Here is a 21,958-nt window from a genome sequence, read left to right on the forward strand (position 1 = left end):
ACCAGCACCTCGGACAAGACGACCGACCGATTGCTGGGTGAGCCTTTCAATCTCCAAGGCTCACTGATCAGGTGCTATTGGAGGTGAAGCTCCAACGTCGGCGGCAGTCGCCGGATTGAATCCGGCCCGCCGTGGATCGTCGCAGCGGACAGGCACGAAGACGTGTGGACGCTCACAGAATTCCCTCATCATGAACCGAAGTGGTCGAGAACCATCAGACCGGCGCACTCAGCGTGCACCCGCCTCACCGCATCGACGTCAGATATGTCACCTACCCAGGGCCGATGGACGACAGGTACTCCGCGCGGTTAGATCACCCTGGCGGGCTCTCGGCCGAGTCTTTCGTCGGAAACCAGACCTTGCTATCGTGATCATGATTCTTTTCGTGGCGGACTCGGGGGTGGCCGTCGGTAAGGGAGGCTGCCCTGTCTTGTGAGTGGTGCCTGGACAAGAACAATCACCAGGGCTGGTATGGCGAGTGCTTCATTCAGGTTCTCGCGGCCGCCGCCGGGCTCCAGGCCAGCGTCCTCACCCCTGACTGCACCGGCGTTGACTTCGACATCTCCGCACCCGTTGAGATCCGCGGTGACTTTCCGGCCATGCGTGTCCAGGTCAAGACCTGGACCACCCCCAAGGGTGATGACAACGACTGGATTTATCCGCGACTGACGGAGAAGAGGTTCAACGCTCTCGCAGGCGGAGCGCGCCGAATCCCTCGCTTCCTCTTCCTTGTGATCGTGCCGGATAAAGTGGCCGAATACGCCAAGGGCGACGAGGACGGCCTCCTGCTCAGTCACGCCGCCTACTGGCATTCGCTGGCAGACCACGACAGGATCGACAGTCCACGCTGCAAGGGCACGGTGACAGTCCGGGTTCCAAAGAAGAACCTCCTCACCGTCAACACCCTGAGAACGTTGCTGGATCCGGCGCTGGAGGAGGTGGCCCCGTGAACGAGCCAGCCGTCGACCCGGCCGGCCTCGCCGGATATCTCGCCAGCAGGGGGTGGCGGAACGAGGGGATGTGGCGCGGCGCGGAAATCTGGGAGGGCACCAACACGCGGCTTCTCGTTCCTCCACAGCGCGAGTACCCCGATGACGATGAACTACTCAATGAGGCCGTAGCCAAGCTCGCTGCTCTGGAAGACAGGCCAGAGGAGGAGATCCGGCTCGACATCGCCGAACCGATGGTCGACACCATCGACATTCGCACCCAACCCGATGCCCCCTCGGGAACCATTCCTCTCCTATCCGGAGTCCGGGCGGTCGACAGCATCTGCGAACTCCTCGACACCTCCGCTCGGACGGTCGAAGAAGGAACTCAGCTGATCTTCATGGGGCGACGCAGCAGCAGCGTGCAAGACTTCCTCGGAAGCGTACGCCTTGGCACAAGCAAGCCCGGGAGTTATATCTTCACCGCGCGCGTACCATTAGTGGCTAGGGCGGTACAAGCTTCCCTGTTTGACGAGGAGGAGACGGACCCCTTCGGAAGACAGGTGCTCGGCACGCTCGAGCGTGCTCTTCGAGCCTCCCACACAGCGTGTACCCAAGTCATCCGGGGAACAGCCTCGTTCGACATCATCGAAGACTACGTCGAGCAAGGTGTCTCGGCTGACCTTTGTGAGGCTGTCAGCGGACTGGCCGGCCATGGAGTCGACCGCCCGTTTTCCATCTCATTTGGCTGGGCACGAGGGCTCAGTGCTCCCGCCGGCGAGAGCATCGCGTTCAGCGCGACCATGGCCAGCGTCCTCAGTCAAGCGGCCAAGCAACTCCGAGATCTTTCCCGCATCGGCAACACCACCATCACCGGCGTCATCGAGGATCTACACGACGATGGCATCGAACCTCCGCGCATTAAGATCCGCGGTGAACTGCAGTCGTCCTCCGCCGAGGCGGTGGCCCGAGCGATCTGGGTTGTGGTGAGCCGCGGAGAGTACGAAAGGGCAGGAACCCTTCACTATCAGCGCGCTTACCTACGCGTCAGCGGCAGATTGTCCACGACAGGCAAACGACTGGAGATGCGTCCCGACTCGACGGGGCTGGAGATCATCGGCTGACGGGCAGGAAGGGGCTGGGCTCATCGGTCCAAGTAACCATGAGCTCTTCACGTGCCCGAGTGCAGGCGACGAAGACAACACAGCGCTCACGCTGTAGGTCGAGAGCATGGGCGACCTTGTCCACAGCCTCGGCGGTGACGGCTGAAGGCGCGGGGACGGCGTTTTCGCTGACGCCTGTCACGACCATGCATCGAAACTCCAGACCCTTCATTCGGTGCATGGTCCCAACCAGCACTTTTCCGTCATGGGGTCCTGGCTGCGCCAGGTCGACGGCGGGGATTCCGTGCTCAGCCAGTGCCTGCACTGTCTCCCTGATGGGGGCTCGGGAGCGCATGGCGATACCGATCTGTCCTGGTTCCACGCCCTGATCCACCCACTCTCGGACCTTCCTCGCCACGAACGACAGCTCGTCTGACCGAGACCGGAGTCCTTCCAGATGAGGCCAGCTACCGTGGACGTCCGAGCGGCAGCCGGTCAACGACTCGAGATCGTCGTTCATGTCGTCGATCGCCTCACCTCGGAGCAGCCCCACGCTCCACGCCAGGATCTCGGCCGTGGTCCGATAATTGATCTTCAAGCGTGTTGACCGCCCCGTGACGTCGATGCCGACCTGCCGAAGGGAGACGCGGTTGTCGTAGATGCGCTGGTGGGTGTCTCCAGCGATGAACAGATCATCCGGTCCGGATGGGGCGGCCGCGCGCAGGAACCGCCACTGCCAAGGGCTGAGGTCCTGCGCCTCATCTACGATCACGTGCTCGTACGGCTTGCGCTCGGCTCCGTCCAGCAGCCGAGTCGCCTCGATGCAGATCGTCTCGTACGTCCACACGCCGTCCGTACGTAGCCCAGACGTGAACGTCTCTATCGCCTCCCAGACGGGCTCCCTCGCAGCGGAACCGAGCCGAGCACCCCGCCCCTTTCTCCTCGCGCCCTGATACTCCAGCAGCGACGTGATCCCCTGAGCCAGAACGACCTGTCGCCACTCGGCGGCAAGAAATGACGGCTCGTGTACGGAGCTGACCTTCGCCCATCGGCCCAGCTCTTGTGCATCGCTCAGGACAGTCAGGCGCCCATGCTCGCGGGACACGATCTGATAGGCGATCTGGTCGATATGACGGACGTCGATGCGTCGGAGCAGGTCTGGCTCGTTCACCAGCAGCCGCACCCCGTCGTCCAGCGATGCGGCGAGCGTCTTGGTGAAGGTGGTCAGCAGCACCGATCCGTCACCGTGAGTGCGACGAGCCAGATGACGCGCCCGATGCAAAGCCGCGACGGTCTTGCCGGTTCCCGGCCCTCCGGTGACCCGGGCGGGTCCGCTGTAGCGAGCGTGCGCGACGCGCAGCTGGCTCGGGTGCAGATACACCCGCCACAGAGCGAACGGCTGGCCGAAGACGTCCATCAGCTCGTCGGGACCGGTAACCAGAACCAGTCGGCGGCTCGTCCGTTCGGTGGCCGCAAGCAGATCATCGGTATTGACCGGAGCTGCCTGCGCGACCTCGTTCCAGACCTCCTCGGGGCTCATGCCCATGGCGAGGCCGATGAGCACGTCGTACTGAGCCTCACCCAACTGGCGGCGGGCCGTCTCCAGCTCGATCTGCTCCGTTACGGACCGGGCGAAGGCCAAGGTCTGCTCGTCGATACCCAGTGTCTGCAACTCCTTGTCGCTGACATGGTTGAACAGTCCTACGGTCATACCCGATGCGGTGTTCCTGGCCGTGGCCTCCTCGACGCCCACGACATCGATGACCTCGATGACCCCGGAAACTCTGTTGACCGAGACCTTGTGGCGCTCGGCCCACTTGTAGGCGGCGTCATGCTCGTCGACCTTGAGGAGGAGGTAGAGGTCGCCCTCGTCAGGGGCCAGGACGATGCCTCGGTACCCCTGGTCGATCCGGATCGACCGAAAGCGGTTGTCCTTCGCTCGGTGAATCTTCTCCAAATTGATTCCCGATCCGCCAGCCTGGAACTTGCTGAAGACCTCCTGGACCCGCTCCTGAACAGTCGGGTTCAGCTTGCCGAACTCCCACAGGAACCCGCTGTCGATCGCCAGCCGTGCCACGGATCCTCCTCGCCGGATCAGAACTCAGTTACGACCATGCTTACTTGCGTAAGGATCGCCTCCGGTGCCGAGGCGAGGTCGAGCGCGTGGCAGACGATCTCGATGCCCGCATGCCGTACGACGTGTGTGGCGGCTGATGAGTTCCCCTTGGCATAGATCAGATGTCCGCGCGGCAGGTGAAGCGCCGTGCAGTAGGCCAGCATCTGATACAGGTCCGCGTCCGGATATCCGGCGGGTTTCTCCTGCTTGTACTTGGCATCGACGACGGCACGTGGCATGCCGTCCAACTCCCACACCAGGTCGGGCTTCATCCGGATGGCGAAGGCTTCGTCCAGGTGGCAGGGATACTGCGGGTAGGCGGCACCGCCGAAGCGGGTGTGGAGCTCCTCCGAGACGGCCACGGTCACGAAGTCCTCGAAGATCTTCGGCAGGTCGAAGAGGAACCCGTTGGCGACCGTAGAGCCGGGGGCGTACTCCGGCGACGTCGCTCGCCACACGATCTCCGCCAGTCGCAGGGCGGTGTGATAGCGCGTGTTTAGCCGCGTCGGTTGCCAACGAGGCAATGCCGCCCCACGGACCAGGCTGGTTACCTCGGCCAACCGCTGCCGCAACGCGATCAGGCGCCTGCGTGACTCGCCGGTGATCCGAGGAACGGTGAGCAGGCGCGTGACGGCGGCGAGCAGGATCTGGTTCTCCGGGATGTCCACGGTGAAGTCGTCATGCCGGATCTCCATCGGAATGACTCGTCCATGGTGCCGACGCAGCTGATCACCTTCCCGCAGGCGACCGCGCAGCACATACGAGGATTCCTCACGGGTGCGATAACCCTGGAGCAGTCCCTGGCTCAGAGCACGCTCCACTTGCCGCCAAAGGGCTTGTGCGACAGCGGGGATCAGCCCGTCCCGGACGTCCAGACGAACGCTCTCCTCCCGCCAGCCTTTGGGATTCGCCGCGTAGCCGACCAGGAACAGGAGCCGATCGATCGGCAGCTTGGGCGTCACCCACACCTCGATGTCGCCGACGATCGCGACGCCTACCTGACCGCGCGGCGTGACCTCCCACACGCCCGTCTCGTACGGCGAGGGCCGGGCATACACCACGCCCGACTCGTCAAGGCGCCGTCCTTGCTCGGGCGTGAGCAGGGCTCGTGCCTGCCCTGTCTCCGCGACCTGAATGCGGGTCATTCCGGTACGGCAAGTGTCCGGCGAAGCGACGACATCCTGTAGCGGTCGAGGACGCTGGGCGGGCTGCCGTAGTGATGCTCGGCGAGAAGCGGCAGGATGGCCGTCTCCCAAACCTCCTCAAGCCCATTCGCGCGCCGATAGATCCCGGGCTTCATCAGGCAGGAAGGGCCGATGGCCAGGTCATGGTCCTCGATGCGACCGTTCAGCGCGTCGAGCACCTCTGGGGCGTCGAGATTGTGTACGGCAAGCTCGTCGTCCTTGCGCAGCCGAGCCAGCCAGCGTCCCAGCAGACCCTTGATCGGAGTGAGCCCGGGGTGAAGCTCGACAAAGCGGAACCGGCGCCGCATCGCCGCATCCACCAGGGCGATGGACCGGTCGGTGGTGTTCATCGTGCCCACGACGAACACGTTCGGCGGAAGCGTGAAATCGGACTCCGCCGAGTAGAGCAGGCCGATGGCGTCGTCGCGGTATTCGAGCAGGAAGTACAGCTCGCCGAAGACCTTGGCCAGGTTGGCTCGGTTGATCTCGTCGATGATGAGGATGTAGGGGTCGGACGGGTGCTGCCGGGCTGCTTCCACCAGCTGCCGGAAAGGGCCGGGGCGGAGCTCGAAGGCCAGTTGTCCGTCCAGTCTTTGCACCGGGCGAAAGCCCTCGAAGAAGTCTTCATAGGTATAGGAAGGGTGGAACTGGACGAGTTTGACCGCGCTCGGCTCCGCGAGTGCCCCGGCGAGCTTGCGGGCGATGAAAGTCTTCCCCGTCCCGGGCGGGCCGTACAGGATGAGTTGCTTGTTTTCCCAGAGCAGGTCGGCCAGACGCTGCAGTTCGTCACGATCGACGAGGATGTCGTCGGCGAGATCCTCGCTGACCTCCGGAAAGGCCAGCTCGCGTACCGGCTCCACCGGCTCATCGAGCGCTATGTCCAGGGCCGCAAGCAGTTCCTCGATCGCGGCGAGGTTCTCGGTCAGCTCCACCACGTCGGACTGGCTGTGGAGCTTGGCCGGCAGAGGCTGCGGGAGGTTGGCGAAGGGCACCGGCCGGGTCGCATTCAGCCACTCCACCTCGCGGCGCAGATTGGACCGCTTGTCGGAAGAGGAGGTGTAAACGGCCTCGCCGGCTATCCGGCCGACGTAGGTCTTGCCCTGGGTGGTGGTGAGAACGTAGTCACCCAGCCGCATCCGGATGCAGAAAGCGTCGAACTCCGCAAGCTTGGCTTCGCGGGCCGCGTATGACTTGTGCTGGTAGTTCTCCTCCACGATGGCCTTGAGCTGGTCGCGCTCGATCGGGATGGCGATCTCCGGCAGGCTGGAGGCGGCCAGCGACACCGATTCCTTGTGCAGCCAGACCGGCACCAGGTCCCGCCCGTCCACGGACGACCCCCGCACCAGCCACGCCCGCCGGATCGGGGATTCGGGGGCGAGCTCGGCCAGCATCTCGCGGAACTCGTCAGTGGTGAGGCGCTGTGCGGAGTTAGCGCGACCGGCCGAATCGAACTCCAGGCCTTCGCGCTCGAGCACCTCACGGGGATCGTCGGTACGCTCTGGATCGGACCACTTGAAGTCATCGGAGATGCGGCCGTCGTTGAGCAGCACGCGGTGTGCCGCGGCGGGTTGCTGCTCACTGAGGAACCCCCACACCGAGTTCCAGGCCGTGCCGTTCAGCGCGGCGAGATCGACGTGGCTGGTCCATGAACCCGCCTCCAGGCGAGCGAGAGCCTCGGCGATCGGCGCCCACTTCGGATCCGCGTACTTCTTCCCACTCTGGTGCTTGGCGCGATACAGCTTCGTCACTTGGCGATACAGCTCGGCTCCCGGGTGGTCCTCCAACGCCTGAAGCCCTGCTTCGGTGATCGACCAGCCGCCCCGCCGGGTCACCCACCCGAGCGCCGCCGCCTCCATGACGCGCCATCCGAGCTGCTTGCGCCACCGCGGCTCGCCGCTCGGGTAAGCCGTGAGGTATTCGGGAGCGATCTCCACCCGCCGCTCGACCTCATCGAACGTCTCCCGGCGCGTGATCGGGCCGTCCGCGTCGCGCAGCACCTCCAGGGTGGTCCGCAGCAACGGCCCGACGTGATCGGCGAAGGCCACGGTGGTCTCCTATTCGGTTGTCGGCCGGGCGGGGTGGCGGGGGCCCATGCCGGGTAGGGGGTCGAGGACTGTCCTGTACGGCTGCCGCGAGGTGATCGCATCGGCCATAGAGTCGTAGATCTCCAGGATCGCCTTCTTGGTACGGGAGAAGAGGTCCGGGTTGACGTTCCTGAAGGCCCGGAAGGTGTCCATGATGTAGTCGACGTCGTCGCGAGCGACGCCGTACAGGTGGAAGTAGGCGGCGTCCAGCTCGGCCCGGAGCCAGAAGCGCCGTTCGTCGTCCCAGCGGTACGGCGGGCCCTCGTCGAAGTGATCGCGGGCGAACGGCTCCATGGCGTAGGAGGTGTAGGTCAGCTCCAGGACCCTGGCGCGCACCCACCGGTCGAGACGCACGCCGCTGTCCCAGGGGGAGTCCTGCTCATACGTCGAAGGCGGCAGCACGGGAAGCTGGCGGACGATCATGTAGGACATGGACGTTCCAGAGATCTTCTGGCGTGCGCAGAAGTCAAGTGCGAATGAGGACAGGTTGGCCTGGAGCAGCGCTCCATCACGTTGTGGGAGCGCCAACAGGAACTTGTGTCCGACACCGGCAACCGGCAATGCGCCGAAGATCATAGTCCGGGTGTCGGAGCTGCGGCAGACGTCACGCCAGCCGAGCAACCACCCCCGGTCCCACCCCAGGACACGCCGGTTGCCACGCGAGCCCTCGGCAGGCCGGAGCCGCGCGGTGACCTCCTTCTCTAGCACCCAGTACTGCGGGAGCACAGCAAAATCCGGGTCAGCCTTTTGGGCCTCCGATGTGCGTGGAAGGATATAGTCCACTCGATCCTGGGCACGCTCTCGATAATCAGCAAATCGATCGTCGAAGTGCCAAAGCATTTTGCCTTCCAGTAGCGGCATTAGACGCTCACCGTCGCGTACTAGGGCATTGCCTTCGAACTCCCAGCCTTCGTCCAGCATGCCCTGGAGTGTCTCCCCCTCAGCCGCAGTTGGCCGGAAGAGTCCGGAGTCGTTTGCCATGTCAAGCATGCGGAGGAACGACAGCCCCCATGGGTTGGTTCCTTCGCCACCGGTGGCAGGAATCCGCCAGAGTAGAGGCACTCTACGGTAGATATCGAGAGTGATGCGTGCGTCGTCGGGAGTCTTGAAGGTCGGACAGCTCCCAGTGTTGGGATTGACGAGGCTGATGTCCACAGGAGAAAGCGAATACACCACACCAGGGTGTTTGATCTCGTTCGGCAAGCCGAGATCAAAGGCAAATTCAGCCTTTTCAACTCCTCCATGTGAGCCAGTAAACCCAAGCAAACAGAACCGAACGTCACCATGGCCAACGTCCTTGAATAGGCCCCGATTGTTGCGGAAGCCATAGACATGGATAAGTCGGTTCTGCTCCACCAAGTCGTTGAAGAAGAACTGCGTGGTGGCGTCGGTGGCGATGCCGGTGGGGAGGACCATGCCGACCCGACCCTGTGGAGCGACCATCAGTCGGCCGGTCTCGGCAAACACCGCGTACGTGTTGATGTCGCCCCGGCCGGTCAGCGGATAACGGCCCGACTCTCGCAGCAGCAACGTCGTCCCGTCGGCCTGCCGCAGCTCCCTCGTGAACTCGAAGTAGAGAGCCCGATCCGCCTCCTCCTCGCTGTCCTTGAGCGCGGCGATGGCCTTCTTCCGGGCAGCAGCGTTCTTGGCTTTGGCGATGTCCTCGTTGCGTGAGGCGAAGAACTCCTTCTCCTGGATCTTCACCCGCTCCCACGGCGGGTTGCCGATCACACAGGTGAAGCCGCCGTCCCACCCGGTCTGCCGGTCCACGACCCCCTCGTCGTCGGGCACCCGGAACAGGTGCGGGAACTCCACATGCCAGTGGAAGAAGCGATACTCCCGCCCCAGCTCCTCGACCCGAGCGGCGACGCGCCGCTGAGCCGGGTCGAAGTCCGCGCCGCCGATCCAGCCCAGCGCCGATTGCGTGATCGCCGAGAGTCGGGTCTCCGGGGTCAGCTCCTGCACGAACGCGGCGCACCACGCGTCCGCGATCCGCTTCGCCGACCGTCGCTCGGCGTCGATCAGGCGCAGCCTGCGTCGCTGCACCGCCGCTCCGGCCAGGTCATCGGGAAGCGCGGTGACGATCTGCCTCGTACCGGTTCCCAGCCGGGTGTTCGACCGGTTGTCGTCCGCCACGTCGAACAGGCTGTCCTGCACGAGGCGGTGGGAGTGATGGTCGGCCTGGGTCGCGCCCTCCTTGGCTACCGCCGCCGCGATCTTCTTGTCGTCGCCCTCGATCGGTTTGAACGCCGCGCCTGGAATGCCCCGCTCGATCAGCGCCGGGGTGGTGCCGAGCAGGGCGTTGCCGACCCGGATGTTGGTGTCGAGGAAAGGCAACGGCTTGCCCGGCTCGATCGACTCCAGCCAGAGCGAGATCCGCGCCAGCTCGACCGCCATTTCGTTGAGGTCCACGCCGTAGATGCACCGGGAGACGACTTCCCGCATCGCCCGCCGTACCAGCTCGGGGGAAGGCTCGTCCTCCCCAGAGCGGATTTGTGCGACGCGCTTGGCGATCCGGTGCGCGGCGGCGACCAGGAAGTGGCCGGAGCCGCAGGCCGGGTCGCAGACCGTGACGTTCAGCAGTGCCTCGACCTTGGCCTCGGCACTGTCCGCGCTGTTGGCCGCCTCATCGAGCACCGGGTTGAGAGCTGTGTCGAGCAGTGCCTCGGTCAACGACGGAGGCGTGTAATAGGAGCCGGTGGTCTTGCGGACGCTTCCTTCCGCCTGCCGCAAGGTGAAGGTGCGGGCCGCGGTGTCCAGATCGACGTGGAAGGCCAGCAACCATTCGTAGACACTGCCCAATTCCTCCGACCCGAGCTCACGGAAGTTGACCGGCCGGCGTTGAGATCCCGAATCGACGATCGCCAGCTGACGGATGGCCTGGAGCAGGTATCCGTTCTCGATCCGTAGACCCTCCAAAGGAGCGTCGAGTGCGTCCGGCCGGCTGCGCTCCAGGCGGGTGCCGTCGTCCAGTTCGGTGATCCGCTCGAACACGCCGCCGAGACCGGGGATCGCCAGTTCCGGACGCCCGCCTTCCTCACCGAGCCCGCGCATGATGAGATGCGTGGCTTCCCAGAGATCGTCATGATGATCGGTGCCACCTCGAATCGCCCGATCACGGAGCCGCTGTCCGGAGAAGAACTTGGCGTAGCGATCACGCGCGACCATGAGGCGTTTGCGCTCATCAGCGCCGACGGCGTCGTCCGGCACCGGTATCAGGAGGACATCGCGGTCCTCGGCGACGAACCAGAAGAGCAGCCGGTAGACCAGACGCAGGATGGCCCGGTTGTAGTCCTCCTTGCTCAGCCGGTGCAGTCCGCTGGGAGTCTTCGCGCCGGTGCCCAGCTCGCCGAGCGTGCCGTGCTCTGCGGTGAGGTCAGTCAGGGTGAGCTTGCCCGCGAGTTGCTTGCGGAGCCGCTCGTTGGCCGGATGCTTGAGGAACCCCGTGCCCAGAATGTTGATGGCCTGCTCGACCCCTCTCCGCAGCCGAGCCAACGCCCGATCTCCGACCTGCACCGCGTCGGCACGCCAGATCTCCAGCCAGCAGTCGCCGAGAGTCTTCCCGGCCGGTACGGCGAAGCGAGAGGCATGGACGAGCCGGAACAGGAGGACGAAGTCGGCGAAGAGCTGTTCGGAGAAGATCAGTTCGAGGTCGAACTCGACGAACGCCGATCCGGCGAGCGACCGCGAGTCGCGCAGCAGCCGCAGCTTGCTGCCGTTGGACAGGATGGCCCACAGATGGTCGTCGCTCTGGTTGAGCAACTGCTGCACCATGGACTGCGGCGCCTGGGCGGTGACCTTGGGCGTTCGATGATCGAGGTCGACATCCCAGCCGAGCAAGTGGATCGGCACCTGCTCCCACCGGTGGCTCACCGGATAGGAAACGTCGTTCACGGTGATCTGACCAGCCGGCTGGACCATCCCGTAGTCGAGCTGGCGCAGCAACGGGATCAGCCACCGATCCCGGGTTCGCGGCGAACGCCCCTCCCCAGCAGCCTTCTCCCGCTCTTTCGCAAACGCCTGCCAGGCACCGTTGAGATAGTCGAACGCGCGAGCCGCCGCCTCACGGACGTTCTCATGGGGCAGGAGCCCGTAGGTCTCGGCTTCGCGACCTGGCAGAGCGCTTTCGCCGGAGCCGGTCTCCAGGACGCGGTTGAACAAGTCGGCGGGCAGCAGACCGCCCGCCGCACGAACCGAAGGGAAGGGCGAACGGCTCATCGGTTGACCGCCGGAAGGTAGACATAGATGCCGAGCAGGTCGGCGGGCTTGTTCGCGACAACTGTGATCTTGCTGATGCCGCTCTGCCGGGAGGCCGCCCGGACACGGGCGTGGGACTCGCGCAACCGTTCGGCCATCGCATCCGCCTCGGCGTCGAGTGCGGGCGCCAGCCGTACGAGAAGATCACCGCTGAGAACCCGGTCAAGGTCGTCGCGGGCCAGGTCGGGAGCCACGTTTCCGCTGGGGGTGGCGGTCAGCAGGGCTTCGACCTCATCTTGGCTCAGCCAGTCGGGGGTTTCTGGTTTCCCGCGGAAGGCCAGCACTCGAGCCTCTTCGGCGACCAGCGGCTTCTTGCCGTCACGGGCGGGCAAGGTCAGGTGCATGCGGAATCGGGCCAGCAGCAGGGTGGTGCGCCGCTGCACGGCATCGGTTCGCATGACACCGCACCGACCCGGCCGGTCCGGAGTGGGCCACTCCAGCTTCCGGTCAAGTGCCGCATCGAGCACGTAACGGGCGATAGCGCCCACGGACTGGTCGGTGCGGTCGAGGTGCGCCTGACGGCGTGGGACCGGCATGGTGCGGTGGAAATGCAAGGGCTGGGCATGCCCGGGTGGGAGCGTATCGCTCAGCCCGGCCGGCAGAGTCACGGTGATCGCCGCGAAGCCGTACTCTTGGTCGGTCATCGAGGAGCCCAGCGCGTCGAGAGCCTCGCGGATGAAGTACTCGATCTCGCCGGTGGAGCCCAGGCTCGCCCGGATCTCGGCCAGTTCGCGTGCCACCTCATCGGGCTTGATGCCAACCTGGGCGAACTTGGTCCTTGACTGCCGCTCCTTGGCCGCGGCGCTCTCCCATTCAGTGTGCAGGTCGCCCGCGGCGAAGCCGTCAAGGGGAAGCTGCTCCCAGGTCTCGGTGTCAGAGGTGAGGAGTTCCTCCATCAGAGCCTCGACGAGTTGGTTGGAGAAATTGGGCACGGGAACGCTGACGCCGAGGCTCTTGCGGATCTCCTCGTGCTTGCGAATCAGAACCCGCATGACGATCTCGTCTATGAGATTGTCCGCGCCGAGAATAGTGACCGCCCGCACCTTGTCGGCGGGCTGGCCGAACCGGTCGACGCGACCCTCGCGCTGTTCGTGCCGCGTCGGATTCCAGGCCAGGTCGTAGTGGACGACGGCCTGGAAGGCGTCCTGCAGGTTGACGCCCTCGGACAAGCAGTCGGTGGCGACCAGGACGTGGCGGCCCTCGGTGCCTCGGAGCTCGTCGATCCGGGTCTCGCGCTCGCTGGGCGGGAGGGTGCCGGTGACGCAGCCGACTTCGGCAGTGGCACCGAGCGTCTTGCGCAGGTGTTCGGCGACGTATTCGGCGGTGTCGATGAACCGGCAGAACACGATCGGGTCATAGCCGTCGCTCAACAGCCCCTGGACCACGTCGCTGAGCTTGGCCAGTTTGGCGTCGCCCTTTCCAGCGAGCGCAATGGCCTGCTTGGCGAAGCGCAGCAGCCGGGCACGCTCGGTCTGGTCGTCCTCGTCGAGGTCGTCGGCGCCGGGGATGACGTCAACCGATTCGGCGGCCTCGTCGTCGGCCATGTCGAGCACCGTCGCCCGGCCGATGCGGTCGGCCTCCTCCGGTGTCTCAGACCGCATGTTCTTCGCGCGCGTCTGCAGGGTTGCAGCGGCTGCCTTCGGTGAGGACGCCAGGGCTCGCAGCAGCGCGAGAATCGACCAGTAGCGCACTCGCTGGCGAAGCTGACCGGCTGAGGTATCGCGGACGGTCTCCCGCGCGTAGGCCAGGACCTGGCGGAACAGCCTGCGGTAGTCGTCGGTGAGGTAGTAGCGCTCTTCGTGGGTCTCGCGGTCGGAGGGGAACCTGGTCTCCTCGTCGAGGTATCCCCGAATATCGCCGCGCCTGCGCTGGACCATGTATCGGGCCAGTTCATCCCGGCCCCTCGCATCGTCCAGATTGAGGTTCGGCAGCGCTGGGTCGAGCAGGCCGACCAGATTGCGGAAGCCTTCGTCCTTTCCGCTGTGCGGAGTGGCGGTGACCAGCAGCAGATGTCGGTCCTTCTTCGCAGCGAGCTCACGGACGAGGTTGTAGCGCTGGGTGCGATTGCCGCCGGTCGAGCCGTCGGCGACACAGGTGTGGGCCTCGTCGACGATCACGAGATCGCGGCAGGAGGTAAGAAACTCCTTCATCCGGGCGGGCGCCTTGATGAAGTCGGTGGAGACCACGGTGTGCTTGTAGAACTGAAAGACCGATTGGTCGTCGCCAATGAGGTTCTTCTGCAGGCGCTTGATCGTGCTGGGGAGGACCAGCTCGGCATTGATGCGGAACTTGGCGGCCAGCTCTTCCTGCCACTGCTCGGCCAGCGCTGGGCTGCACAGCACGGTGAGGCCGGTAGCGGAGCCCTGCTCCAGCAGCTCGGCGGCGATCAGCGACGCCTCGATCGTCTTACCGATGCCGACGTCGTCGGCAATGAGCAGCCTGACGGTCTCCTGGCGGAGCGCCATCAACAGCGGGACGAGTTGATACGGCCTGGGTTCGACCGCGAGATTCGCCAGGGAGCGGAACGGCCCGGCGGTGGCCCGGAACCCGACCCGCAGGGCCGTACGCAACAACCCCGCGCTCACAGCGTTGCCCGCATCGGCACTCTGCGGCGGCGGGAAGGTGGCCTGGGTGACCGTCTCAAGGTCCGTCAGGAGGCCGGCGATCTCGTCGTCGCCGCCACCGAGCGGACGGGCGATCAGGAAGCCTTCGGTGCTCTCCGGGAGCACCACCCAGTCTCGACCTCGCGCGCTGACCAGCGATCCAGGGCTGTAAACGGTCAACGCTGTTCCCTCCGGCTCGTCCCGAAGACACTCGGATATCTCTTGACGATGTGCGAGTAGTCGCCACCGTACGGGATGCGTACGACACTCCAGCCTAGATCGCGAAGCTCATCCTCCGCATCGTCATCCCGGCCGGGTGCATCGCCGTTGTCCGGGCCATCCACGAAAATCGCGACCTGCCCGCCGTAGACCATCTCCGGCCGGGCTTCGCCGATCTCCGCGTTGAGTGACTCCGGCGCGGCGTACTCCCACTCTTCCAACCAGCGAACGAAGGCATGCAGCGGGTTGTTGGGTTCGGCGTCGTAGCGGACCGGTTCCCAGGTGTCCTGGGCGGAGGCGACAGGTGGCTTGGGGACCTCGGCCATGGCGAGCTCCAGCAGCAGATCACGGGCGAGATGGCGGTCGATCTGCTCGTGCTTTCCCTGGTTGCCGAAGGACAGCAGACAGTCGTAGCAAGCCTTGGCACAGCGTTCATTGTTGACCGCGCCACCGGTGTCTTCTCCGGTGAACGGGTTGAAGTGGGCGATCTCCAGAGCTTTCCGCGCTGCCCTGGCGAGCGCGTCGTCTTCCATGACCAGCCGCCGGAGTACTCCGGCTCCGCCCTCGGAACTCTCGATGAAGAGTGCCCTGCCGCGGTGCGCCTCGTCGGGCAGCAGCTCGCTGGCGAGCTCGCTGTCCTCCAATTGGAACTCGGCCTCGATGCCACGCTCCAGGGCGTACATGAAGCTGATCGCCGCCTCATCAGTCACCGAGTCGGCCATGCGGGTGATCAGGATGTTGCGGCGGTCTTCGACGTAGGGGATGACCTGCTGCTTGGCCTGAACCCGGTCGGCGTCGTCGAGCACGTGGGGCTCGGGCGTCAGAGCGTTCTTCTCCGTCAGCCAGCGGCCGGTCTGAATGTTGATCCAGAACCCGTCGCTGGTATGGCGCTTGCGCCCCATGTTGGTGACGCGGACCGTCGCAGTGTCCCCGTACTGCAGCTCCAGAACCTTGCGCCTCCCTCGTACGGCAGTCGCGTCCAGGCGGCCGGGCCGTACACCGTGGTTGTTGAAGCGATAGGAAGTGATCAGGTCGTATCCGGCTCGGCGACGCTCCTCCTCGTCGGAGGAGATCCGGTCACGACGGACCGTTTTGACGGTTTGGAGGCGCAGCAGGCGATGCATAGTCTTGCCGAGGCGGCCCTCGCATGACTCGCACACATCGATACCGACGACCGAGTCGTGCAGATAGCCGCAGTACTCGCAACGGCGGGCGGACTTGGTGTCCAACCCGCTTCCGCCCTGCTCGTTCGGAGCGAGCTGTACCTCTTTGACCTGGTAGCGCGAGCCCTCGTGGTAGATGAGGGCGTCCGGGCCGAACTCGCGGATGGCAATGAACCGCGGACGGTGGATGAACTCGACCTCGGTGTGCTTGCCCTTGCGAGCGGCGATGTAGGCGCGCAGGGGCAACCGGGGGAAGGAGTAGCCAGGCAGGAACCCTTCAGAGGCCAGGTAGCGATAGGAGTAGAAGTCAGTTTGGAAGTCCTCTGAATCTTCGTTGCGAAGCAGCTTGAGCTGGTTTTCCGCTTCCCTGCGGCGAGCGGTCGCGATCTCCCTGGCTTTCTTACCGGTGGAGTGGTCGCCGATGATGCGGTGCTGCTCCTCACGCTCCGCCTGGGCGGTGCGGTAGAGCTCCCGCCAGCGGTCGAAAGCGGCGTCGAACTGTTTCGGCGCATCCTCAAGTGTCCGATCGATCCACTCATCGTGCCACCATGAGGTGATTCTCAGCTCGGTGTCGCGTTCCGCAAGAATCGCACGTGCACGCTCGGCTGCCTTCAGCTGGGCGGTGCGGCTGGCTGCGGAAGTCGCGATTCTGGGCAGGAGCGGGAATCCAGGCCTGTCGATGTCGAGGATGCCGCCGATCGAACTGTGGAGGGCCAACCCCGTCTCGGCGAGCCAGATCGCGTTGACGTGTGAGCTGATCAGGTCTTCATTCGTGAGATCCAACCGCGGTGCGGCGACGGACCCGCCGACCATTTGGTCACGATGGCGGAAGTAGTACTGGTCGTGAGCGTTCCCCGTGGCGCAGTAAGTGACCACCAGCGCAGGCTGCCCGGAGCGGCCCGCTCGCCCCGCCCGCTGGGCGTAGTTGGCCGGGGTCGGCGGCACATTGCGCATCCCGACCGCGTTAAGGCTGGCGATGTCGATGCCAAGCTCCATGGTCGGTGAGCAGTAGAGCACCTGCAGGTCGCCATCACGGAACTGTTCCTCCCGAAGGGCGCGGACCTCATTCAGCACCTGTGCAGTGTGTTCGCGCGCTTGGAGTCCGGCTAGGTTCGCCGCCTTCTCCATATAGAGGCGTTGGAAGAAGGGATTGACCCGAGGTCCCTTGTCGGTCGCGACGTGCTTGCGGATGCGATCTTCCACGCCCGACTTGCCATCGCCCAGCCGCCAGATGATCGACGAGGCTTTGAGCTGGTAACCCTCGCGTTCCCTGGTGAGGATGCCGCAGCGTTCGGTCACAGCGAGCATGTCCCGAATCATCGCGTGCGCGTCATCCCGGGAGAGCCCGTCATGTCCGCGCAGCAGGTACTTGCCGTAGGCACCGAAGCCGGTCAGGTGCAGATCCTTGCTGGCCCTCTGGCCTCCCTGGCTGCCGGCGCGGGGGTAGGCGACCGCGGCATAAGCCACGTTCTCCGTCGGTTCCATCGCCCACGGATTCTTGAGGTAGTGCCTGCTCTCCTCCTTGAGCTGCACGAACCCCGGTTCGGTCAAGCAGTCAGCATCGATCGCCAGAACCCGGCGCAGCTCGTCCATCAGAGTCCGCAAGAGCTCTTCCCGCAGCTGCGGCGCATCGTCCCGGAGCGCGTAGTGCGCATCGTCCCACAGGTCTTGAGCGGCAGCGATGTCGGGAAGATCCAGATAATCGACCTTGAGGAGCCCGGTCTGCTCCAGGTTGGGCATGGTGATCCGCCAGCCGCGCTCCAGATCCAGGTAGAGCCGGTAGTTGATCAGCTGACGCAACGCTCTCCATGTGTTGCGCTCGGCAGAGAATCTGGCCTCGGGCTTCTCGGCGAAGTCAGCGAAGTCGAGATTCAGCGCCTCGGTCACCTTTTGTGCGATCACCTCGTGTGTCAGGCCGCCCGGCGCATCCTGTAGGGCCCGATAGAGCGCACCCCTGAGCTGAACGATCTGAATGAAGTCGTTGAAGTGCCCTGCCTGCAGGCTGGCATCCTGACGGTTATCGGTGAACGCCAGCAGTTTACGCTCGGGCTTGCCGATAGTGCCGTCTTCGCGGAGAGTGCGCACCACGCTCGAGCTGATCACGCTTGTCGCGGAACTGCGACCTTCCACAGCCAGCGACCCCAGCTTCGCGAAGTCGCTCCCTCGCACCTGCTCGTATGACGTACGGCAGGCGAGACAAAAAGTGAACGGCGCGGCGATGAACGCGGCGCGGGTGCCCTCCTCGTGCAGGTGGCCGTCGGGGGCGACCCGAACTACTTCTGGCAGATACTTGCGCTTGGCCGTGACGACGCCAGCCGAACCGTCGGCGCGGGTCTCCAACCACGACTCAGGCACGCGCTGATCGTCTATCGCGATCTTCGTGCTGTCCGGCCATGGAAAGTCCGTCGAGATATACAGATAGCCGTCCGCCTCGTCGCCAGCAGTGTCGCTGTCCCTGCGGGAGGTGAAGCGCTCATCCGCCTTTCGGACGGTTAGATACTCCTGGCCGCACTCCCGGCAGAATGAGGCCGGAACAAGGATGTGATCTTCCTTGCCAGGCTCAGGGACGACCGTCTGGTAACGGCTGGTGATGTAACGCTCTGCCTCAGGCTCGATGCTGAGGTAGACATCGTCGCCCTTGGACAGAAACTGGTGCAGGCGGAAGGCGAATATGGGTCGCCGGGTCCGCGGATGATCGATTGCCGCGCCACGTTTGAGAACCTCCTGAATGGCGTCAGCGCAGTCTGTTGGGTCCTGTTTGATCAACACGGCTAGTTCCTGTGCGGCCTCGCGGACCGTCCGCGGCCGGGGCGGGCGGACCAGCTTGCCGGAAGCTGGATCCGCGACGACACCGAACTGCGCCTCCACCCACGCGGCGAACGGGTCCGCCACGAAGGACTCATATTCCGACTCGGGGATCTTGAGGCTGGTCACGGCGGTCGAATCGGCGGTTGTGGCACGCTCCAGCGTCTCTCCGATGACATGCGCACGGGACACTGGCAGCCCGAACAGCCGACTTGCCGTCTCGGCAACCTTCGCACGGCGCTGCCTCTCACTGCCCTCTGTGGTCATCGTCGCTGACGTGCCTACGCACTGGATCTCATCGGCCTCACACGCGTCCCTGACTCGACGCACCAGCATCGCCACGTCTGCGCCCTGGCGACCTCGATAGGTGTGCAGCTCATCCAGAACAAGCCAGCGCAGTCCCCGCGCCGCCGTAATCAAGCTGTCGCGCTCGCCCGGACGGGTCAGCACGAGGTCGAGCATGACGTAGTTGGTTAGCAGGATGTCCGGCGGGTCTGCGAGGATCTCCTGTCGCTCGCGGGTCTTCTCCTGGCCGGTGTAGCGGCGGAAGGTGACCGGCTCTCCGCCTCGTCCGTAGCCTTCTTTCAGGAACTTGTCGAGCTCGTGCACCTGACTGTTGGCCAGGGCGTTCATCGGGTAGACGATGATCGCTTTTACGCCTGGCTGATAGGCGCCGCTGGCCTTCTGCCGGAGCACCCAGTCCACGATCGGCACGATGTAGCTGAGACTCTTTCCCGAGCCGGTGCCAGTGGTGAGGACATAGCTCGCTCCGGTCCGCGCGATCTCCACCGCTTCACGCTGGTGGCGATGGAGATTCAGCACCTGACCTGCTGACTCTGCACTCTTGCCCACGCGGAAGATGCGCTCGCACTCCCCGTCGAGCATGCCGCGCTGGGCAAGTTCGCTCACGGAACCGCCGGGCTCGAAGTTCGGGTTCAACGACAGGTACGGATCCGGCCACTGCTCACCATGCTCAAGACGCTCGCGGATGTGCTTCTTGATGCGCTCGTCCTCGATCTCAGTGAACCCCGAGGTGAACTCCGCGTAATCGGCGATCAGCTGCTCGTGAACCTTGAAGACGTCCATTCCGCCCGTATTCTGAGATCTTCGAAAGCTTATGAAGGGGCACCCTATCGACCGGCTGGGCCCGGCGTAAGGCACCTCCAGGCACGGCGCCTTCCTTGTTATCACGACTCCATTACCGACCGTTACATCCCAGGGCAATTTCAAAGTCGGATCGCTGATGGTAGGGTGTGACGCTTCGTGATCAGTGGGAGGACGCGGAGAGGGGCGCGGCCGATCGCCTGGACGGTCTCCTTGATCTTGGTGATCCCGTGGATGCTGAACAGACCGAGCGCCAGGTTGCGGAAGGTGGCCATGAGGCGGGGGCCATTGCCGAGGTATGCCTGATGGTCGTCTTCGTGCGGCTGGTGGAGCAGGTGTTCCGAGATAACGAGGCGGTTCCGCCGGGGCCGCGTTACGCGGCGTTCCAGCTGGAGGACAAAGGGCGGCAAAGGTGAGGTGAGCTTCGTGTACGTCGTCCTTACCGGCGAAACCAGCACGTAATCATCCGGTTGGTTGCTCGGTGGTTGCCCTTCGGCTACCGATACGCCACATCATGGGTCGGCATTCCCCGGGATCTCGGAACCGGCATTGACGTGCGAACGGGCATGAAGAGGTACGTTCGGGCAGCATCCGACACATAGGTCGCTGACTCTTAATCAGCGGGTACTCCTCAGCAGAAAGCGTTCTTCTATCGTCAGCTCCTGACAAGCGAGTACATTGGGGCTTAGCTGCCTATCTGGGCTGCACCCCGCCGGGGGCACCTAGTTGACCTTGTAACTTACCGTCCTACCTAGGGCTTCTCCTCCTATACGGCCTCCGCCGATGCGCAGCCGTAGGCCACCAAGAGCAGCCCTGAATCGTTGTCCACGGAATATGCGCGGGATAATCTTGTAGGGCAGGTTCAGCCCGACTCTTGGTCGCGCTGCCCATGCTGGTCACTCCGCGAAGCAGCCGCAGAAGGCGCTCGTGGCTATGCAGCTATGGAACTCGCCGTCCATAAGCTGCCGCGATAGATACCTCTGACGATCACGTACCGGAGTTGTATAGATACGTTTGGAGAGTCAGTCCGCGAGGGGGGAGTCCGGATCCCAGCGGGACTTGCGGGCCAAAGCAGTGAGGGACCGACCTTCGCTCAAAGTTAAGGGCTTCTCCGTCTTCGGGTGGCCCAGCTGCGTCGCAAGCTCGCGGCCGTAGAGGTCGACTACGGCTTCGAGGAGATCGGCCAGGATGGTGATGGCATCGCGGGCCTTGATCTGCGCGGTGACAGCGATGACCGAAGCGATGACGGAGGCTGGCCACCACCAGAAGGTGAGGAAGAGGTACAGCAGCGCCCAGCCCATAAGGCGAGCGGAGGCGACGTACGCGTCACGCGCCATGCTGATCTCAGCGCGGGCGGGGTCAGGTACGAGCAGCCAGAGTCTGGGCCAGATGACGTCGACGTCGAGGCCGTACGCACGTTCCACCCGCACGCGGCAGGCTCGCAGCCGGTCACCTACCCAGGTGGGCCGGTCCGCTTCGACTAGGCAGATGCGATCGGCGCGATTCATGGCCGCCAATACCTGGTCTGGCCTCGCGTCGGAGGCGTCCGCCACGCGCTTGGCCGCTCTGGAGCGCCCTCGCCGGTAGGCGGCGATCCAATTGGCAGGCGGTCGCTTGCCGGGCAGCATCCATATGAAGGAAACCAGCTGGCCAAGGGAGGTGGAGATGAGGCCGACGGCGAGTGAGCCGACCAGCACCAGAATAATGACTAGCACCGTCCCTCCGGTCGAGCGGAGGGTGGGACTCGCGGCCCATTGATCGATCTGCCTGCTCAACAGGGCGAGGTCGAGAGCGTGAGTCCAGCCCGCGTGTGGCCGACCATAGCCGCGGCAAGATAGAGCAGACCAGGCAGCGCGAGCAGCGTCACCCAGCGCTCGGCGAGTTTCTTCCCGATTTCGCTCAGGAACCCGTTCACCGAGTCAGCGGCTTCTGCGCGAGCGGCTCTCCACTGATGCTGCAGATGGGGGCGGCCTGGCCTGCCTTCACTCGGCCGCGGCCAGCGCAGCGCTCCTGGGGGCAGCTCCACCACTGCGCCCCAGTCGAACGGGACGTTCCGGGTAACAGCGAGTAGTTCCGCGTCGTGGAGTACAGGCTGTATCCGGTGGAGTCGAGCACCATGGAGTTGAGCGTGTCCAGGTCGGCTTCGAGCTTTCTGTCCACTTGACCTGATTCAAGCATCGACCGTACGCGCTGGTAAAGCTCTTCCATTTCCTTCTGCTGGACAAGTTCTAACAGGCTCTCGTCTTCAAGATATCGACAGAAGCCTGAAATCTTAGTCTGAACATCCATGCCCACGCAGATACTCCTTTGAAAGGTCGTCGAGCACCAAGTATGGCTGTTACGCTCAACGCACGAGTGTTGCATATGAAGCGCCTCTGTAGGGAGTTATTC

Annotated in this window: 12 protein-coding genes; 3 read left to right on the forward strand and 9 right to left on the reverse strand. The window is 64.5% G+C overall.

All coding sequences use genetic code 11. From position 1 onward, the window contains the following. Positions 1–485: 485 nt before the first annotated feature. Both ABT061_RS35810 and ABT061_RS35815 read left to right on the forward strand, forming a co-directional pair. Positions 486–950 (forward strand): DUF4365 domain-containing protein, encoded by a 465-nt coding sequence (locus tag ABT061_RS35810; protein ID WP_350926637.1) that lies wholly within the window; start codon positions 486–488, stop codon positions 948–950. Beyond that, positions 947–2,053 (forward strand): hypothetical protein, encoded by a 1,107-nt coding sequence (locus ABT061_RS35815; RefSeq protein WP_350926446.1) that lies wholly within the window; start codon positions 947–949, stop codon positions 2,051–2,053. Before ABT061_RS35810 ends, ABT061_RS35815 begins: the two co-directional genes overlap by 4 nt. Here the strand turns inward: ABT061_RS35815 and ABT061_RS35820 are convergent. From ABT061_RS35820 to ABT061_RS35845, 6 genes are all read right to left on the reverse strand, one after another. Continuing rightward, positions 2,043–4,109 (reverse strand): UvrD-helicase domain-containing protein, encoded by a 2,067-nt coding sequence (locus ABT061_RS35820; RefSeq protein ID WP_350926448.1) that lies wholly within the window; start codon positions 4,107–4,109, stop codon positions 2,043–2,045. The genes ABT061_RS35815 and ABT061_RS35820 overlap by 11 nt on opposite strands. A gap of 17 nt (positions 4,110–4,126) precedes the next feature. After that, entirely contained in the window at positions 4,127–5,173 is a 1,047-nt protein-coding gene (locus ABT061_RS35825) for an McrC family protein (RefSeq protein WP_350926450.1), read from the reverse strand. Between the two features lie 116 nt (positions 5,174–5,289). Next, a complete protein-coding gene (locus tag ABT061_RS35830; protein ID WP_350926452.1) occupies positions 5,290–7,377 on the reverse strand; it encodes an AAA family ATPase in 2,088 nt (695 codons plus the stop codon). 9 nt (positions 7,378–7,386) lie between these two features. Next, positions 7,387–11,634 (reverse strand): Eco57I restriction-modification methylase domain-containing protein, encoded by a 4,248-nt coding sequence (locus tag ABT061_RS35835; protein ID WP_350926454.1) that lies wholly within the window; start codon positions 11,632–11,634, stop codon positions 7,387–7,389. Continuing rightward, entirely contained in the window at positions 11,631–14,456 is a 2,826-nt protein-coding gene (locus ABT061_RS35840; protein WP_350926456.1) for a DUF8741 domain-containing protein, read from the reverse strand. Before ABT061_RS35840 ends, ABT061_RS35835 begins: the two co-directional genes overlap by 4 nt. Next, on the reverse strand, positions 14,453–19,549 hold the full coding sequence (locus ABT061_RS35845; RefSeq protein WP_350926458.1) for a DEAD/DEAH box helicase: 5,097 nt from the start codon (positions 19,547–19,549) through the stop codon (positions 14,453–14,455). Before ABT061_RS35845 ends, ABT061_RS35840 begins: the two co-directional genes overlap by 4 nt. A 167-nt stretch (positions 19,550–19,716) precedes the next feature. Between ABT061_RS35845 and ABT061_RS35850 the strand changes: the two genes are divergently transcribed. After that, on the forward strand, positions 19,717–19,983 hold the full coding sequence (locus tag ABT061_RS35850; protein ID WP_350926460.1) for a hypothetical protein: 267 nt from the start codon (positions 19,717–19,719) through the stop codon (positions 19,981–19,983). Between the two features lie 606 nt (positions 19,984–20,589). Here ABT061_RS35850 and ABT061_RS35855 read toward each other — a convergent pair. The 3 genes from ABT061_RS35855 to ABT061_RS35865 are packed head-to-tail and all read right to left on the reverse strand — an operon-like array spanning position 20,590 to position 21,862. Continuing rightward, on the reverse strand, positions 20,590–21,342 hold the full coding sequence (locus tag ABT061_RS35855; RefSeq protein WP_350926463.1) for a hypothetical protein: 753 nt from the start codon (positions 21,340–21,342) through the stop codon (positions 20,590–20,592). Further along, on the reverse strand, positions 21,339–21,482 hold the full coding sequence (locus ABT061_RS35860; RefSeq protein ID WP_350926465.1) for a hypothetical protein: 144 nt from the start codon (positions 21,480–21,482) through the stop codon (positions 21,339–21,341). The genes ABT061_RS35855 and ABT061_RS35860 overlap by 4 nt, the downstream gene beginning before the upstream one ends. Then, positions 21,479–21,862: a hypothetical protein gene (locus tag ABT061_RS35865; RefSeq protein ID WP_350926467.1), complete on the reverse strand. Its 384-nt coding sequence runs from the start codon at positions 21,860–21,862 to the stop codon at positions 21,479–21,481. The genes ABT061_RS35860 and ABT061_RS35865 overlap by 4 nt, the downstream gene beginning before the upstream one ends. Between the last annotated feature and the right edge of the window lie 96 nt (positions 21,863–21,958).

Source organism: Streptosporangium sp. NPDC002544, assembly GCF_040295965.1.
GTDB lineage: Bacteria > Actinomycetota > Actinomycetes > Streptosporangiales > Streptosporangiaceae > Streptosporangium.

Bases quoted from the DNA above. Each gene is read 5' to 3' on its own strand.
- ABT061_RS35835 (WP_350926454.1), bottom strand. From the start codon at position 11,634: ATGAGCCGTTCGCCCTTCCCTTCGGTTCGTGCGGCGGGCGGTCTGCTG.
- ABT061_RS35845 (WP_350926458.1), bottom strand. From the start codon at position 19,549: ATGGACGTCTTCAAGGTTCACGAGCAGCTGATCGCCGATTACGCGGAG.